At 35.6% G+C, this 14,049-nt stretch carries 22 protein-coding genes and 1 tRNA gene; all 23 read right to left on the minus strand.

Annotated features, from left to right (window positions below):
- Positions 1-130: 130 nt before the first annotated feature.
- Positions 131-343: a terminase TerL endonuclease subunit gene (locus ATN92_RS19320; protein ID WP_158106767.1), complete on the minus strand. Its 213-nt coding sequence runs from the start codon at positions 341-343 to the stop codon at positions 131-133.
- Positions 344-346: 3 nt separating this feature from the next.
- Positions 347-1,213, minus strand: a complete 867-nt coding sequence (locus ATN92_RS10970) for a terminase large subunit domain-containing protein (protein ID WP_158106768.1) — start codon at positions 1,211-1,213, stop codon at positions 347-349.
- 156 nt (positions 1,214-1,369) lie between these two features.
- Entirely contained in the window at positions 1,370-1,861 is a 492-nt protein-coding gene (locus ATN92_RS10975) for a phage terminase small subunit P27 family (protein ID WP_158106769.1), read from the minus strand.
- A 132-nt stretch (positions 1,862-1,993) separates the two neighbouring features.
- A complete protein-coding gene (locus tag ATN92_RS19560; RefSeq protein ID WP_411762963.1) occupies positions 1,994-2,506 on the minus strand; it encodes an HNH endonuclease in 513 nt (170 codons plus the stop codon).
- Positions 2,457-2,834, minus strand: coding sequence for a hypothetical protein (locus tag ATN92_RS10985; protein ID WP_158106771.1), 378 nt, complete (start codon positions 2,832-2,834; stop codon positions 2,457-2,459). Before ATN92_RS10985 ends, ATN92_RS19560 begins: the two co-directional genes overlap by 50 nt.
- Before the next feature lie 14 nt (positions 2,835-2,848).
- Positions 2,849-3,058 (minus strand): hypothetical protein, encoded by a 210-nt coding sequence (locus ATN92_RS10990; protein ID WP_056950747.1) that lies wholly within the window; start codon positions 3,056-3,058, stop codon positions 2,849-2,851.
- A gap of 295 nt (positions 3,059-3,353) precedes the next feature.
- A tRNA-OTHER gene (locus ATN92_RS10995) sits at positions 3,354-3,424 on the minus strand.
- 1,079 nt (positions 3,425-4,503) lie between these two features.
- A complete protein-coding gene (locus ATN92_RS19565; RefSeq protein WP_411762969.1) occupies positions 4,504-4,731 on the minus strand; it encodes a hypothetical protein in 228 nt (75 codons plus the stop codon).
- A gap of 484 nt (positions 4,732-5,215) precedes the next feature.
- On the minus strand, positions 5,216-5,344 hold the full coding sequence (locus ATN92_RS19105; RefSeq protein WP_267901952.1) for a hypothetical protein: 129 nt from the start codon (positions 5,342-5,344) through the stop codon (positions 5,216-5,218).
- Between the two features lie 2 nt (positions 5,345-5,346).
- Positions 5,347-5,544, minus strand: coding sequence for a hypothetical protein (locus ATN92_RS11010; RefSeq protein WP_158106773.1), 198 nt, complete (start codon positions 5,542-5,544; stop codon positions 5,347-5,349).
- Complete coding sequence (locus ATN92_RS11015; protein ID WP_056950804.1) at positions 5,525-5,794, minus strand: hypothetical protein; 270 nt, start codon at positions 5,792-5,794, stop codon at positions 5,525-5,527. Before ATN92_RS11015 ends, ATN92_RS11010 begins: the two co-directional genes overlap by 20 nt.
- Entirely contained in the window at positions 5,791-5,970 is a 180-nt protein-coding gene (locus tag ATN92_RS11020; RefSeq protein WP_056950808.1) for a hypothetical protein, read from the minus strand. Before ATN92_RS11020 ends, ATN92_RS11015 begins: the two co-directional genes overlap by 4 nt.
- Positions 5,971-6,060: 90 nt before the next feature.
- Positions 6,061-6,531 (minus strand): helix-turn-helix transcriptional regulator, encoded by a 471-nt coding sequence (locus ATN92_RS11025; protein ID WP_056950138.1) that lies wholly within the window; start codon positions 6,529-6,531, stop codon positions 6,061-6,063.
- 21 nt (positions 6,532-6,552) lie between these two features.
- Positions 6,553-6,861, minus strand: coding sequence for a VRR-NUC domain-containing protein (locus ATN92_RS11030; protein ID WP_056950141.1), 309 nt, complete (start codon positions 6,859-6,861; stop codon positions 6,553-6,555).
- A 316-nt stretch (positions 6,862-7,177) separates the two neighbouring features.
- Entirely contained in the window at positions 7,178-9,505 is a 2,328-nt protein-coding gene (locus tag ATN92_RS11035) for a phage/plasmid primase, P4 family (RefSeq protein WP_056950144.1), read from the minus strand.
- Positions 9,506-9,515: 10 nt separating this feature from the next.
- Entirely contained in the window at positions 9,516-10,040 is a 525-nt protein-coding gene (locus tag ATN92_RS11040; protein WP_056950147.1) for a DUF669 domain-containing protein, read from the minus strand.
- The gene (locus ATN92_RS11045) at positions 10,041-10,292 is read right to left on the minus strand and encodes a hypothetical protein (RefSeq protein WP_056950151.1); all 252 of its coding nucleotides are present in this window, start codon (positions 10,290-10,292) and stop codon (positions 10,041-10,043) included.
- A 17-nt stretch (positions 10,293-10,309) separates the two neighbouring features.
- Positions 10,310-11,665 (minus strand): DEAD/DEAH box helicase, encoded by a 1,356-nt coding sequence (locus ATN92_RS11050; RefSeq protein ID WP_056950153.1) that lies wholly within the window; start codon positions 11,663-11,665, stop codon positions 10,310-10,312.
- Positions 11,652-12,242: a hypothetical protein gene (locus ATN92_RS11055; RefSeq protein ID WP_056950156.1), complete on the minus strand. Its 591-nt coding sequence runs from the start codon at positions 12,240-12,242 to the stop codon at positions 11,652-11,654. Before ATN92_RS11055 ends, ATN92_RS11050 begins: the two co-directional genes overlap by 14 nt.
- The gene (locus tag ATN92_RS11060) at positions 12,217-12,942 is read right to left on the minus strand and encodes an AAA family ATPase (RefSeq protein WP_056950159.1); all 726 of its coding nucleotides are present in this window, start codon (positions 12,940-12,942) and stop codon (positions 12,217-12,219) included. The genes ATN92_RS11055 and ATN92_RS11060 overlap by 26 nt, the downstream gene beginning before the upstream one ends.
- Entirely contained in the window at positions 12,943-13,419 is a 477-nt protein-coding gene (locus ATN92_RS11065) for a siphovirus Gp157 family protein (RefSeq protein WP_056950162.1), read from the minus strand. It lies immediately after the preceding gene.
- Positions 13,420-13,659: 240 nt separating this feature from the next.
- Positions 13,660-13,917 carry a hypothetical protein gene (locus tag ATN92_RS11070; protein ID WP_056950165.1) on the minus strand — a complete coding sequence of 86 codons (258 nt, stop codon included), beginning with the start codon at positions 13,915-13,917 and terminating at the stop codon, positions 13,660-13,662.
- Positions 13,904-14,032, minus strand: coding sequence for a hypothetical protein (locus tag ATN92_RS19110; protein ID WP_256970566.1), 129 nt, complete (start codon positions 14,030-14,032; stop codon positions 13,904-13,906). The genes ATN92_RS11070 and ATN92_RS19110 overlap by 14 nt, the downstream gene beginning before the upstream one ends.
- Between the last annotated feature and the right edge of the window lie 17 nt (positions 14,033-14,049).

Consider the following 14,049-nt stretch of genomic DNA (forward strand, 5'->3'; position numbering starts at 1 on the left):
CAATTTTGCGATACACTATACCATCTGACTTTTCCTTTGCTGAAATGGAACCCATTAACTTCCACGGAATGAATGAATGCTGCATGATGTGGTAACGTTCCATTCCGTTTTCTTTATAAGGAAATATAAATTAAAACGATGTTTTATCGGATGTAAGACTGGCATCAAAGCCGATATATACGTCTCTACCTTTAATATCAAAATCAGTAGTAGAAGTAGTAGCTTCCCAGTCGTCTAAATCAATATAGGAATTGGTTTTGTAATCTAACCATAGATTTAAATTTTTGTTAGCAAATCTAAACTCTTCACCCGACAAGCGCTTATCATCAAGTTCTTGCTTCAACCCTCACATCAAATTATTATGTTCGCTTGGCAATAATAGCAAAGGAATACTTATCGCCCAATTTTGAGGCTCATTCATTTCATCTTCACTATCTTGAGACCAAATCAAAACTAATTTACGGTCGCCCTCTTCATGTTCGTCACGTTCCATAATTTTAATGATGGAATCTTCTTCCTGCTTAAAAGGAACTGTAGAATCGGGATAAGCAGTAGAAATTTGAGTGAACTGCGAATTAGGAACTTTAACTTGACCAGATGTAATTTTACTAGAAACAACAGAATGATTTGTCTCTCCAGCTTCATCATAAACGGCAAACAAAAAGGTGTAAGAATCAAATTTCCCTCTCTCTGCTGATAGCTGTAATAACCTATTATTAGTTTTGCGCTGGATCACTTTATTATATTGAACGTCTAAATCAGTTTGTTTCTTTAATTCATTAAATACAACATTCTTATCAATGATTTTATTCATCATCGTTGAAATATAACCATAGATCTTTCTTGCCTGATCAGTGATGTTTGAAGTAACCATGAGATCTTGATTATCCAGTCCCATAGTTTCAATTAAATATGAATAGCAAGCAATGATAGACATTAAATGACTCATCTCTTGTCCACGAGAAACAAAAATAATAACTGACCCGTAACGTTTATTTTGTGTTTTGATTTCTCGCCAGCCGAACATTAAGCAAAGTATAAAATTTTGCCAATCCATTAAAGGAACTGGCTCTCCTGTATCAACGTTGGGACAAATGTCCGCAAAGTTTAAAACTTGTTGACACTTTTCAACATCATAATAATAAGGATAGTTATAAGTTGAATCTTCAACGCATTGAAGGTCTCTCAACTGTCTATACGCTGCAAGTTTCATATTGTACCCAGAAATAACTTCCAAATCTAGGACCTTAAAAGCATATTTTGTTCCTTCGTCTTTATACTTTTCTTTTATATCTCAGATGTCTCTTGACCGGTATTTTCACAAAAGTTCATGTGACCGTAGTCTACGTTATTTTTTAGATAAGTCCATCTACTGGCCCCCAAACTTCTTCAATTCTTTTTGAATGTCAATGCTGTTAGAATCATTTCCATTAACTCCTATACGTTGAGAGTAAGAGTTAAAATCAATTCCCAAAGTCATACCTAAACTTCTTAAAGCCTTCGAACAATTGTCAACAATACCAACGGCTGGGTTCTTTTTGAGATTTCCATTCTCATCCATGTAAACTTGACCATGCTCTGAAATACTATTGACTGCATCTAAGTATATAGCATTGTGTGTACAGAATAATTCGAGATGATTTTGATCTAAAACACTCACCAATCCGACTGATTCAAATTTGAAAAATAATCTCTTCCACAATTTCTTAGTTTCTGGCAATAAGTATTTTGGCTCTCTTTTAGGAAGCTTTTTAAGCCCTTTTCTAGCTTGTTTAACGGCTGTGTGGCGTGTTTTGTTTTCTGTGTGTTGAGTGTCTAAAACAGATAAATTAGGCTTTCTACCTGCTTTTCTTGTGTACAATTTCTCACCCCCTGCGTTAAATTTTTAATTTTCGGACTTTTTTTAAAGCTCATGCCCACTATGCGAGCTGTCTCCCTAGAGACAGTAGGCGGGGGTCTATTTTAAAGAGTTCGGCAATTCTGATATGTCTTATTATAAAATCTCTTTTTGTATTTTTTGATTATTTTTTTTGTATCCTGTGTGATAGAACTTATGTTCCCAATCTGTCTTACGGCTATGACATCCACGACAGATTACTGCAAGGTTGGAAGTGTCACGAATAAGTTCAGGTGCAATTTGTCCTGGTAAGATATGGTAAACTGTTGTGGCTGGTCTCAATACTACAAAAAGATAACAGTATTGGCAAACGTAGTTGTCACGCTCAAGTACAGACAATCGGATGTGCTTCCATTCTCTTGAATGATAGAAGCCGTCACGTTTTTTGCTTTCATCATGAACAGCACGAACTGTAGCTTTATACTCTCTCTTATGTCTCTTAGTGTGTGCGCGTTGTTTCGCTATGCGATATTCATATGCTGATAGGTCTGCTGTGTGTTCATTACAGAATGGACTGTTACCACTCACTAAGTTATGACAGCCACTATGCTTACATCTTCTAACGAAGGACATTATGAATACTGTTTTCTCTGGTAATAGAACGATCATGTTTTATCTTCTCAAGCACCTCAAAGTCTCCCTTAGTAAGATACGCATTAAAATTGTTGGGAACATAATGAAGTATTCCTTGTGGTTTAACCTTTGGTGTAGTCACATATTCTTTACTGTTATATTTATCCCAGCCTTGATGTAACATGCTTTGGTAGTTAATATCATCATCGGACCAGTAATAAAGTCTCAGTATAATTGTAAGAGGAGGGATAGTGATAGCACCCTGAGTCGCGTTAAGATAATCAAAGTTATATATTCCCTCAATACGTTTACCTAAGTCGTCATATATAATTGGTGCTTCATTAGGATGTATGATTACTTTCATATTTATGCCTCCCGTTACAACTTAAACTTATAACCTAAATAATCTGAAATTTTATTTAGACTCTTTTCTTTAACTGAATAAGTATTTCCATCAATATTCACGTAATAAAGTTTCCTATACTTTTTATATCCTTTAGTAATTGACGAAATAAGATTAGGGTTAATGTAAGCATCGTCTGAAACCAATGAACCTTTTTCAAAATAATAATATTTAATCTTTAACATATTGTTTCCTCCAAAATAAAAAGCCGATAGGAATTAACCTACCAGCTAGTGGCGTGCAAGCACACGATCAGTTTTAATATAGTGTGAGTGGGAGTGGGAATCGAACCCACAAGCGCATTAACTAGTATACGTTTCACCATGTCACACCTTAGAGTCAGGCATGGAATCGAACCACACACCCCCGTTTTCACAGTTATCCCCTTTGCCACACTGTCTACCGTTGTTTTTTCAAAAAATAAAAAAAAGAATAAAAAGCTCTTTCTTTTATTTTATAAGATCGCTTTCCGACAATCAAAGCTTCGAGTAGGGTTTGAACCTACAGTCTTTTGGTTACAACCAAACGCTCTACCGTTGAGCTACCGAAACATAAGACTGGGATTAACCAGCCAAATTATACCCGAAAGGAGGATTTTAATATGGAAGCTGCCATTTCCATAATGTAAGAAATAGGTCTCGAACCTAACATCAATTTGAGCAACGATATAATTTGTTGGTATCGTTTTGTATTGTTTGGTCTCTACTGATTCGCCCATGCGTTCTCACAGAATGCAGAGGGTTTCCACACCACTCTGTAATATTTTTAATGTAGCTGTTGGTTTTTTTTAAGAGTTAATAAACCTATATAGGAATCTGTGTTTATCTCAATTTCTTTGAGAATTTCTAATTGTATATCTCTATTGGTCCTACCACATATTTTTTAAAAAAACCCACTTTTTTTTTTTCGTTTTTCTTGTTTTTTTTTATAAAATATTTATAGCGGAGGAACCAACCTCTATATGTCTTTTTATATCATATTGATGGGTATCCTAATAACCTCCCAGACAATCTTTTTTTTGTTTTACTCATTCATAATCGCTATTTCTTTTGCAGAATCTTTAACAATCTGGAACTTATGCAGTCCACCGTCATTTTCCAATGATACTTTTTTTTGTGACTAAAAAAAATAAACTTTATTATTTAATATTAGATTTAGAACTTGTGTATGTATTTTTTCTTTTATAAGCTCCATTGCCGCCATCATTTCTTGCGATGATTGAAATTTTTTATAATCACTCATTGCCTTGTCGTAAAAAATTTGCTCTTTTTAGAAATATATATTTATTTTATATTTCTTTTTAATGCTTCTGAGTGCCTTGTTCCAAAAAATTTCCATCCGATTTCGATTGTATTCATCGTAAAGATCATTCTCATATTCCTTACATGGTTCTAAACATTTTCTATGCACCAAAAACCTGTTAGACTCTGTCTCTTCAGATAAAGTGTTTTTGACCTTTTTTATACTATCCCAACAATATCTTGCGCTCATTTTATATACCCACTTTTGGATTACATATCTTTGCTATAATACTATTCTATTTTTTTTTTGATGGTAAATAGTGCCATATTCGTGCCAATTATGGTTCATAAATATCTAACTCACTAGCTAGTCTTCTTAAAAAAGCTCCTTACATTCTTTTAATAGTGCGAATTGAACAATTTACCACATGATTTAATGATAATCCTTCAGTAGTATATTTTGGATATCTTCTAAAATACAGCTCTTTAATAATTATTTGTGTATCAGTATCAGATTCAAAAAAACATTTTTCAATTGCTGATTTTTCACGTTCAAGACTTTTGAGACGGCTATCAGCGTAAAGCGTAATCATCATTTGTTCTTGTGTTTGAGAAATTTTAGAAGATTTCCCGCCCTATATTTTCTCCTCTATCACACGATGTGGAATCATAAACCTGTTTTTGCGTTTCATAATAAAAGTTTCTAAGTCTGGATAATCTCTTAAGACTGCCTCTACTCTAATGCGAATATCAGGTCTAATCTTTATGTCTGATCTAATAGTGTTCACTCTCCCCTTCACATATTTAAAATCTTATATCACAATTAGAAGTATCTATTCTCAAAATTTAAATCATCACTTGACCTCCACATAAGTCTTCTTAAAAATGTCATCCTGAATTATCCAATGCTCTCCATCTATTCCGGTAGCAATCCAATTACCTATATAGAGGAACTCTCCATCTTCTAAGGTTTAAAAAGTGATGTCGAAATTTACTCCTCAAATGAGATATTTTTCGCCTGTTTTAATGTCATATCTATTAACCATTTCATTAGAACCGTCAAATTGTTCGGCCTTGATGGTTGCTACTTTTCTGTATGTTTTAATCATCCAAATCCTCCGCTAAATCATAAATTAGTTTTAACAACTCTTTATATATCTCTCCAACATTGCTATAACCCAGTATTTCTACCGCCAGTTGTAAGGCCCATCCTGAAATACTATCATCCATTTTTAATCTTCCTCCGCAATCATAAGAATATATTTAGCTAGTCTAACGGCTTCATTTTTAGTTATCTTCACTGGCTCATTAGTAACGGCAAAGCCGTGAACTAAAGAGAACTCTAGCCGTTCCTTACTAGAAATATGTAGTCTCACAAGATTGCCAACTTTCATATTTCCAAATCCACGATCAATCCAATCCTTCATCATCTTCAACCTCATTCGCATCAGTATGTACTATCAATCCCGACTGATTAATTGAAATTTCAGTACAACTTCCATCAATAAAAATCACTTGATAAGCAAGCAGTTCTAGACTGAACTTAATTTTTTCTATTTTTTTGTCAATATCATCTAATAAAAATGTGCTGTTCTCAATTGCATATGTTGGAGTATTGCCCACCTCATAGCCTCTATATCTATAAGGATTCTCAATTTCTAAGCCCGTTATTTTTTTCATTTTTCTACCTCATAAATTACGACATACGCAAGCATTGGTGTACCATCCATTCCAACAAAAACTTTAGGAATGATATCGGCAACGCTATTTTGCTTACAAAAATCATTAACTTTATTCAAAACATTAGTCTCAGCCCAAATTGCTTGATCAGGAATAAATTCTTTTACTAATTTCATTTTTCCACCTCATAGCCGTATCGAATGGTGTAAATACACTTTAAATACTTGTCAATGTCTTTATTCATTGTTATTCCTCTCTCTCATTCCTTATTTAACTTTTACTAATTTGTAAACATGTTCATGCTTGTATTTTTTATAGCTGCTTAATGTACATCCACGAATTGTACTGGGACTTTTGCCTAGCTTCATAGCTATTTGATTAATCGTGCCTTCGGCAATTAGTTTGTCATCACAAAAATATTTATAATTATGAAGGTGTTTTCGATTGATATACCACTTGCTATCATCCAGGAAGCCATCTACACATAATGCTCCAAAATAATCTTTGTTATAACCAGCCTTTTCAGCAATTTTATATTTAGGAAGGTTGGTATTATCAAGTAGTCGTTGTGCCTTACGTAGTCGGTCACTTTTATATACCTTCTTGGGATGCTCAATCGGATCAGAGAAACGTCTTTGTAATGCTTTCAAGCGAGGATCATTGGAAGCTTCTTTGCAGTTAACTGTCCCATAATCAGCTTCAATAGCTTGAACCATCTTTATTACCGAATTAGTCATTTTCTATTTCCTCCACAATCATTATGATTCGAATCCATACCCGACCAGCTCCTCATCTATTATTTTCAATGCATCTTCTGAACTTCGTGCTATACCGTGAATAATCCCATGATTAGCTAACATGTAATGAAACTGTTTCTGATCTTCACGTGCACGGCCACTCGGTCGCTTTACTTCTATAAAGAATATTTTTCCATTGCTATCTTTAAATCCAGTTAAGTCTGGGAAACCGCTGGGTGGTCCAGCACGGAAATATCCGCCCCTTTTCATCTCCACGGTACCTGTATTAGTTCTAAAGATATGACAGTGATGTTTACTTACATCAATCATAATTTGTGACTGAATTTCGTGTTCTTCTGCTTTATTTATAAAATCACCTCAAATGTGACGTGTTTAGTGACGGGTAGTCAAACGTCCACGAGCCTTACGGCTGTAAGGTTTCAGACCATATTTTTTTATATGTGACGGGTGACTCAAAAACTTTTTATTCTATGCTTATATATACGTGTTTCTTATATATATATATATATTATTTTCTTTATTACTTTTAAAGAAGTAACCCGTCACAGTATATATATAGCTGTGAAACACTTACAGTACCAACCGATAGCCTGTGAAACATACACATCACAATCCCGTCACATATTTATTTTTGATCCATCCAGTTCAATCTGGTGTCACTTTTAACTTTTAGTCCTTTGTATATTGCTCCTGCACGGGTATGAACTTTCTTAAAGCGATTAGTCATTTCTCTACCAAACTTCGTATTACTCATTTGATATTGAACGTTGTCTTCAGCCCATGACTTATAAAGTTTGTATAACTGACTAGCGTTTATCGTGTATTCGGTACCTGTATCACATGATTCTGATACAAACTGACTTAATACATCCATTTCTTCACGATAACCTTCACTTGCACTCTCTATCACTCTTGGAGTGTGGAGGCCATGTTGTTGCCACTTCAATGCTCCGTCAACAGCCCAGTTGAGTATTCCAATTGATTCACGAGCTAATTTGTACTTCAAGTCTTTATCAACTTGATCATCAGGAATCTGCACCGTAAATGGAATCAATCTGATACGTCTCCATATACCATCGTCAGTACCACGGATAATAGGCTTGTGGTTAGTTGCTAACCAGAGTTTAAATTCAGGTTCAAACTCAAATTCCTTACCGTACAATTGACGTGCTACAACTTTATCTCCACCAGTCAATTGCTTAACTAATCCTTCGTCCATTCTTAAACCTTCATTTGGTTCAGAACTGGTTACCAGTCTAGCTCCCGCCAGTCTGGCAATGTCCGAATTCGGACCACCAGAGTTTTGCTTGACCATGATTGAACTTGCTTGAATAGTCTTTGCATATGTTCCTAAAATATTGCTGATCGTTTCTAGGAATACTGACTTACCATTTCGACCATTCCCGTAAAGGATAAACATAATTTGTTCTTTGATTGAACCAGTCATTGAATATCCGACAGCCGTTTGAACGTAATCAATTAGTTCTTGATTGTGGTCGAATATTTGATCTAAAAACTTAATCCATTCATCACAACTTGCTTTATCGGAATACTCTACATTCGCTTCTTTGCTAAACAATTTATTTATATCATGGTCATGTAGCTCTCCACTTGCTAAATCGATATAACCGTTACTTGCGTTTAATAGTGTTTTATCAATATCAAACTCATTCGGTGCGACTGGCACTCTGTGTTTTAATTCGTCCATGACAGCCTTTTTAGCTGAATTACTACGTGAGTGCTTAACGAATTTATCGAATGCTTTTTTGATAGCAGCTTCTTCTTTTTCCTCTGCATTAGCTGGGATTTCAATTTTTTCTTTTCCAATGCTTTCTGTCATAGCATCAATTAATTGATGTATCTTGCCTGATTGGTCAACTTCCCAATAACTGCCATTGAATATGTACCAGCACTTGTTGATATAAGAGTATTTAATTAAATCACCAAACTGATCAATTACTCTATCGGCTTCACCGGTATCGTCCCATGAACGTCTTGGCAATTCCTTGTCAGGTTCTTTCATGAATTCAAGGTTGTAATGTTTAACTGTTCTATGTTCAGGATTGGTGAAAACATTGTTTGTATCATTGATAGCTTTGTTCAGAGTTGCTACGCCGTATGTAGTTTTACCGTGTTTCTCGTCCCACTTCTCTCGATACAATACCGATTGACGGAATATAGCATCCATCTTTCCAAAATCTCTACCAGTCCAAAATGCTAGGTAGTTTGCTAGTGCCAAGTCCGCTTCTGATTGAGAGCCATATAGTGGTTCCCAACCGCCATACATTAGAGCTTTGAAATTCTGACCGCTTTTACTATCGATAGCCTTTTTAATGATCTCGAATTCCGATAGATTATTAGGCTCTAAATCTGTGGAAGTTCTTAGTGGAACAATCTTCTTCTCAGCTAAATATCTGTCGTACAGAGCGTTTATATTAGCTTTGCTTATAGTTTTACTACTACCAAAACTATTGCCTGTGAGAGCGAAGAAACGACCATTATCGTACATCTCAATGTTATTCTTACGTCTTCTGCTCCCAGGTATCTCACCCTTGATAATGATGTGAATTCCTGCGCCTGATTGACTGATTTCTGTATACGATCTGGTGGCGTTCATGAACTCTGCAACGATGTTTTCTTCATAGTCACCTTGTCTGTATCTGAGAATGTCGTCTTCCACATGGTCAATATCAATTCCGGCATATCCGTTAGCAAAAAAGAAACTCAATCCGTCAAAATCCTTATTCAATTCCAACTCTGCTCTAGCTTGATCAAAAGTGGTCCACGTGTCTGCATTATTGCTCTGGGCTTTTTCACCATTGATAGCGTTGTAAGGAATTTTAGTATTTTTCTGACGTTCGGGAACCCACTTTAGTTTGAATAGTCCCCATTGTTTTAAGTCGCGTATTTCTTGTGGTATTTGGTCATAGTTTGTTACTAACTTCTCTGCCATTAGTTACCTCCTAGAATGGAAGGTCGCTGTCTGACACTTCCGGTGCTTTCTCATTTACTGGGTTAGGATCTTTAAATTTGTGTTGAACGTCTGGGAACTTAGTTTGACTGATTCCCCATGGTGCAATTTGATTGATTTCTCGTTCTTTACCGTTGTACGTATCGGTTGTCTTTTCAACATGAACAAGTACCGGCTTTCTTGAAATGATATCCATGAAAGACTGAACATCTGGAATATCTGTACCTTCTGGAATCTTGCAAGCGTCTAAGATATATTGGAAACCTTGCATATCGTATTGATTGGTTGCTTTACGTTTCCAGTTATCCATGAATACGCTTCGGTTATGATGTTTCTTTTGCAATTCACTTGCACCATCAAGATCGTTACGAACAACTAGTTTTAATTGAAGTGATTCCGCACCGTTCTTAGTTGCTCTTTCTTGTGCTGACTCGATAATCATTTCATAATCGCCTGTTGGCAGCGGTGTATATTTCTTTTCTTGGTTCTTTGAGTAATTTGTTTTGATAAATGACATTTAATTGTTTCCCCCGTTATATTGATCGTTTAATTTATTAAGAATGAACTTTAATCCATCACGCAAATTTTCAAATTCTATTGTTCCGCGAAATACTAAATGTGTTTTTCCTTTTGAATCAACGTATGACCCAAAATTTCCGCCATCACTATCTATTGTAATTTCAGTTAAACAGCTGTCGCCATCGGATGGATATTCACTAAGTACTTCATACCCGATTTTTACCCCATTCTCTATATCTATTCTGGACATTTAATTTGTCTCCTTTGTTATTGATGTACGAATCCACGTACCTTTGCTTGAAAGAATGACCAACCAGGCTTATAACCACGGGCTTTGCCAATCTTCTGTAAATCTCTAAAACTCGTTGCATCTTTCGGGTCCATCTTGCTGTATCGGACCTTTTCATAATCAGTTTTAAAGTGAAAATCTTTACCAATTTTTTCAACTTTCACTGACTTGTCTACTTTTAATTCTTTGTTCTCTACTCCAATTTCATAGCCACATATGGGACAAGTGCTATAAGCTGCTGATATTACGGCAAAGCAATGTGGACATGTTCTGATAGCAATTGAACTATTCCCACTATTTTTCTTCTTGTCTCGTCCCTCTAAGCTCCATTTTCTAGGAGTATCAGGTAATCCGAATCTTGTATAGTTTGCAACGTGATCAATAATCGTTGCCGTTTTATTTGGACGATATCTCATGCAACGCATTGATTGTTGGATGAATAGTGATAGCGATTCGGTGGGACGTAGCATTATTACTGTTTGACAATCTGGAACGTCCACACCCTCACCGTATAGCTCAGCATTGACCAGGATTGTTACTTTGCCACTTCTAAAATCATCCATGATTTGCTTGCGTTTATCTTTTGGTGTCTTACCATCAACTTGTAATGCTTTAAAACCGGCATCATTAAATTCCTTTGCGACCTTGATACTTGATTCAACGTTGTGTGTATAGATGATAGTTTTAGTATTGCTAGCGACTCGCTTGTATGTTTTGATGACATCCCCATAGATAATATTTTTAGATGCACTATCCATAGATTTAGAACTAAAATCTCCAGTTGAATTTTTCTTCAATTTCTTATCATCAATTAACTTGACTGAATAGTATTCATAAGGCGCCAAGAAATTATTATCAATTAACCAATCAATCTGTGGACCTAGTATTAAATCATCAAACACTTTTGATAATCCTTGTCCGGATAATCTAATAGGTGTAGCTGTGAATCCCACAACGTTAGCTTGCTTAAAATAATCAAATATTCGAGTGTATGATTTAGCTAGTGCATGGTGACATTCATCAACAAGAATTAACTGCGGTTTGTCTAATTTTTCCAATCGCCTTGTTACTGTCTGCACCATACCCACATAGCAGAGAGTCATATCAACTCCGTATGCTTTAAACGTCTGCTTAACTTGTTCAACAATCTCTCGTCTATGAACAACGAATAGAACGTTGTTGTGCTTGTCAGTAGCACTCTTAGCAATAGCAGCCATTGTTACTGTCTTACCTGAACCAGCTGGGGATTGAACCACTACATTGTGATTACCGTGAACTAAGGAATTCTTTAAGTCATTGATCAGTTTGTTTTGATAGTTTCTAAGAATGAACATAATTGCCTTTACGTGGTGGTGTTAACACTGCTTTTACGGGATTCCAACCACGTTCAATTCTTGAGGGTATCAGTCCCCGTCTATATCCCTTTATAGCTCCCCACTCTTTTAAGTTGTGTGTTTCGCCATTAATAGTTATAAACTTTGGATGCAAATTGCCTTTTGTTATAGCCTCATTAACACTCATTCCGTTTTTAATTCTTCTAGCCAAAGCCACTTCGGTTACTTTTGCACTATCAGCCCATTCTGCTAAGGTTTTTGTAACTCCATTCTCATCTGTAATTAAATGGTTGTTACTTCTATTGTTTTGCTGTACTTTTTGACTGACCCATCTACAATTGTTTGGCTCATAATTTCCATTCACATCAATACGATCAATGGTTAACCCGTACGAATATCCGTTTAATATTGACCAATTGAAGAAAGTTTCAAAATTATTTTGCCAGTTCTCACATAAATGAATTCCTCTAGCACCGTAATTTTTATATTTAGTTTGATTGGGATTATTGCATCTCTGTTTCATTCCATTCCAAACTCCATAAAGTGGATGCTTACTCTTTAGATGTGTTTTCGTCATCAGTTGTTTCACCCCACTTAAACAAATCACCTTGTAATGCAAATGAACGATTATCAATTTGATTCTTAACGTAATAAGCTGGTGTCGGTGCTAGTAAGTAACCACGTTTCTTTGTCTCATCATTGATAACTAATCTAGCGACGACGTTCATAAGTCCCATGATTTTATTAACTGACTTTTCTCTAATATCAGGAATCAGTTGCGTGAACGATTGACCTTCTGGGGAAATAATTTCTCGATTGCCTTCCCAAGCTGTGTAAATCTTATTAACATTTTGCCAACTGTTAATATACTGAATCATATCGTGGAGATAATATGTGTATTGGTTGTAATCTCCTTTCTGTGGAGTTCCCATATCTTTACCAGACTTAGTTTTACTTTCATTAGCCTTTTCACCGAACCATGATTGTTCAAATTCCGAAAGGTTATCAAAGAAAATATTGTCATACTTATCTAAGTAGTTATCATGAATGTCTTTCAACAATTGCTTTGTCTTAATTGCTGGATGAATTGTATCAAGGTAAACAATATCAATATTTGGTAGTCCAGATAGGACATTGGTTGTTCTATCCACATCGATTACAAGTGTTTTACCAGGCAAATACTTAGCAGTGGTTGTCTTACCAGTTCCTGGTTGTGCATAAATCAACACTGAAAAATCTTTTCCTTTAGTAATATCTGCTGCTTTTACTATTTCCATTTATCTAATTGTCATTCGTAACGATTTAACTAATTTACCGTCACCAACAACTTTTCCTTTCAACAAGTCTTCTTTGATCAATGCATTATCAGTTTGTGGTTTCATAACGAAATAAGAACTTGGTAATGTATCTTTATTAACTACTACTTCGTATTTGAATGTTCCCGGAACACTGTAAGTGTGACTAGCAGTTTTAACCTTAGTCTGGCCACTTGCGTTAATACTTTGTGCAATTATGTTACGTAGATATGCAATGTTTTTGTTAATTGCATTTTTTCGTAATGTAAGACGTTTTTTCTCGGAGTCAATTCCATCTACATCAGATTTGAGATTAGTAATTAAATTCATTACGTCATCGTATTCACTGCCTAAGTTAAGCTTGATTGAATCAGCAGTGTCATCAAATGTGGTGGGATCAATATCATCAGCATGATTTTGTAAATCTAACAATTTTCCTGTTAATTTATAAACGCTCATTTTCGTACTCCTTCTGTGGTATAATTTAACTAAATGTTAGTTAATGTATGCGCCCATTCTGATTGCCGTCAGACAGGCGTTTTTTTGTTGCTTTAATTTTCTAGCAGTTTCGTGGTATTTCTCACGATTACGATCAGACATAATCCAATGAAACAATAGTTGCCTGTTGCGGTAGTGGATGGATGCCATAATTACACGATTTACGTGCTCACTGATTGTTACCACACTCTCACTTCCCTTCTATGAGTAGTAGTGCTCAAAAGCCCGTTTGACGTCTTCTCGTGCTTTAGCCTGGTCGTCTTTGATCATTGCTTTCATGGCGTCTGTACGTTCAATCATATTTGAATACGCTTCTTTATCGTCTAGATTATTAGCATTGTCACGTTCACTCATTACTTCAGCAATCGAACCATCAGCATATCCAACGGACTCGCTTGTGTCCTTATATCGGTTCAATGCCTCATTGATATCTAAAACATCTTGATTAATTTCTGTCATCGTTTTCCTCCATTTTTTCGTCCTCTAAGTAGTCGTATGGTTCACAGTCACCTACTTTGTCGTATTCTTCTTCTGGCAATGGCTCATTTCTTAGCCACGCATCGAAGTTATCCATGTACTCATCTTCTTTGA

The sequence above is a fragment of the Companilactobacillus bobalius genome, assembly GCF_009764355.1.

Excerpts from the sequence above, each read along its gene's own strand:
- ATN92_RS10970 (WP_158106768.1), bottom strand. The coding sequence starts at position 1,213 with ATGAAACTTGCAGCGTATAGACAGTTGAGAGACCTTCAATGCGTTGAA.
- ATN92_RS19560 (WP_411762963.1), bottom strand. The coding sequence starts at position 2,506 with ATGATCGTTCTATTACCAGAGAAAACAGTATTCATAATGTCCTTCGTT.
- ATN92_RS10985 (WP_158106771.1), bottom strand. The coding sequence starts at position 2,834 with ATGAAAGTAATCATACATCCTAATGAAGCACCAATTATATATGACGAC.
- ATN92_RS10990 (WP_056950747.1), bottom strand. The coding sequence starts at position 3,058 with ATGTTAAAGATTAAATATTATTATTTTGAAAAAGGTTCATTGGTTTCA.
- ATN92_RS19105 (WP_267901952.1), bottom strand. The coding sequence starts at position 5,344 with ATGGATGATAGTATTTCAGGATGGGCCTTACAACTGGCGGTAGAAATA.
- ATN92_RS11010 (WP_158106773.1), bottom strand. The coding sequence starts at position 5,544 with ATGATGAAGGATTGGATTGATCGTGGATTTGGAAATATGAAAGTTGGC.
- ATN92_RS11015 (WP_056950804.1), bottom strand. The coding sequence starts at position 5,794 with ATGAAAAAAATAACGGGCTTAGAAATTGAGAATCCTTATAGATATAGA.
- ATN92_RS11020 (WP_056950808.1), bottom strand. The coding sequence starts at position 5,970 with ATGAAATTAGTAAAAGAATTTATTCCTGATCAAGCAATTTGGGCTGAG.
- ATN92_RS11025 (WP_056950138.1), bottom strand. The coding sequence starts at position 6,531 with ATGACTAATTCGGTAATAAAGATGGTTCAAGCTATTGAAGCTGATTAT.
- ATN92_RS11030 (WP_056950141.1), bottom strand. The coding sequence starts at position 6,861 with ATGATTGATGTAAGTAAACATCACTGTCATATCTTTAGAACTAATACA.
- ATN92_RS11035 (WP_056950144.1), bottom strand. The coding sequence starts at position 9,505 with ATGGCAGAGAAGTTAGTAACAAACTATGACCAAATACCACAAGAAATA.
- ATN92_RS11040 (WP_056950147.1), bottom strand. The coding sequence starts at position 10,040 with ATGTCATTTATCAAAACAAATTACTCAAAGAACCAAGAAAAGAAATAT.
- ATN92_RS11045 (WP_056950151.1), bottom strand. The coding sequence starts at position 10,292 with ATGTCCAGAATAGATATAGAGAATGGGGTAAAAATCGGGTATGAAGTA.
- ATN92_RS11050 (WP_056950153.1), bottom strand. The coding sequence starts at position 11,665 with ATGTTCATTCTTAGAAACTATCAAAACAAACTGATCAATGACTTAAAG.
- ATN92_RS11055 (WP_056950156.1), bottom strand. The coding sequence starts at position 12,242 with ATGACGAAAACACATCTAAAGAGTAAGCATCCACTTTATGGAGTTTGG.
- ATN92_RS11060 (WP_056950159.1), bottom strand. The coding sequence starts at position 12,942 with ATGGAAATAGTAAAAGCAGCAGATATTACTAAAGGAAAAGATTTTTCA.
- ATN92_RS11065 (WP_056950162.1), bottom strand. The coding sequence starts at position 13,419 with ATGAGCGTTTATAAATTAACAGGAAAATTGTTAGATTTACAAAATCAT.
- ATN92_RS11070 (WP_056950165.1), bottom strand. The coding sequence starts at position 13,917 with ATGACAGAAATTAATCAAGATGTTTTAGATATCAATGAGGCATTGAAC.
- ATN92_RS19110 (WP_256970566.1), bottom strand. The coding sequence starts at position 14,032 with ATGGATAACTTCGATGCGTGGCTAAGAAATGAGCCATTGCCAGAAGAA.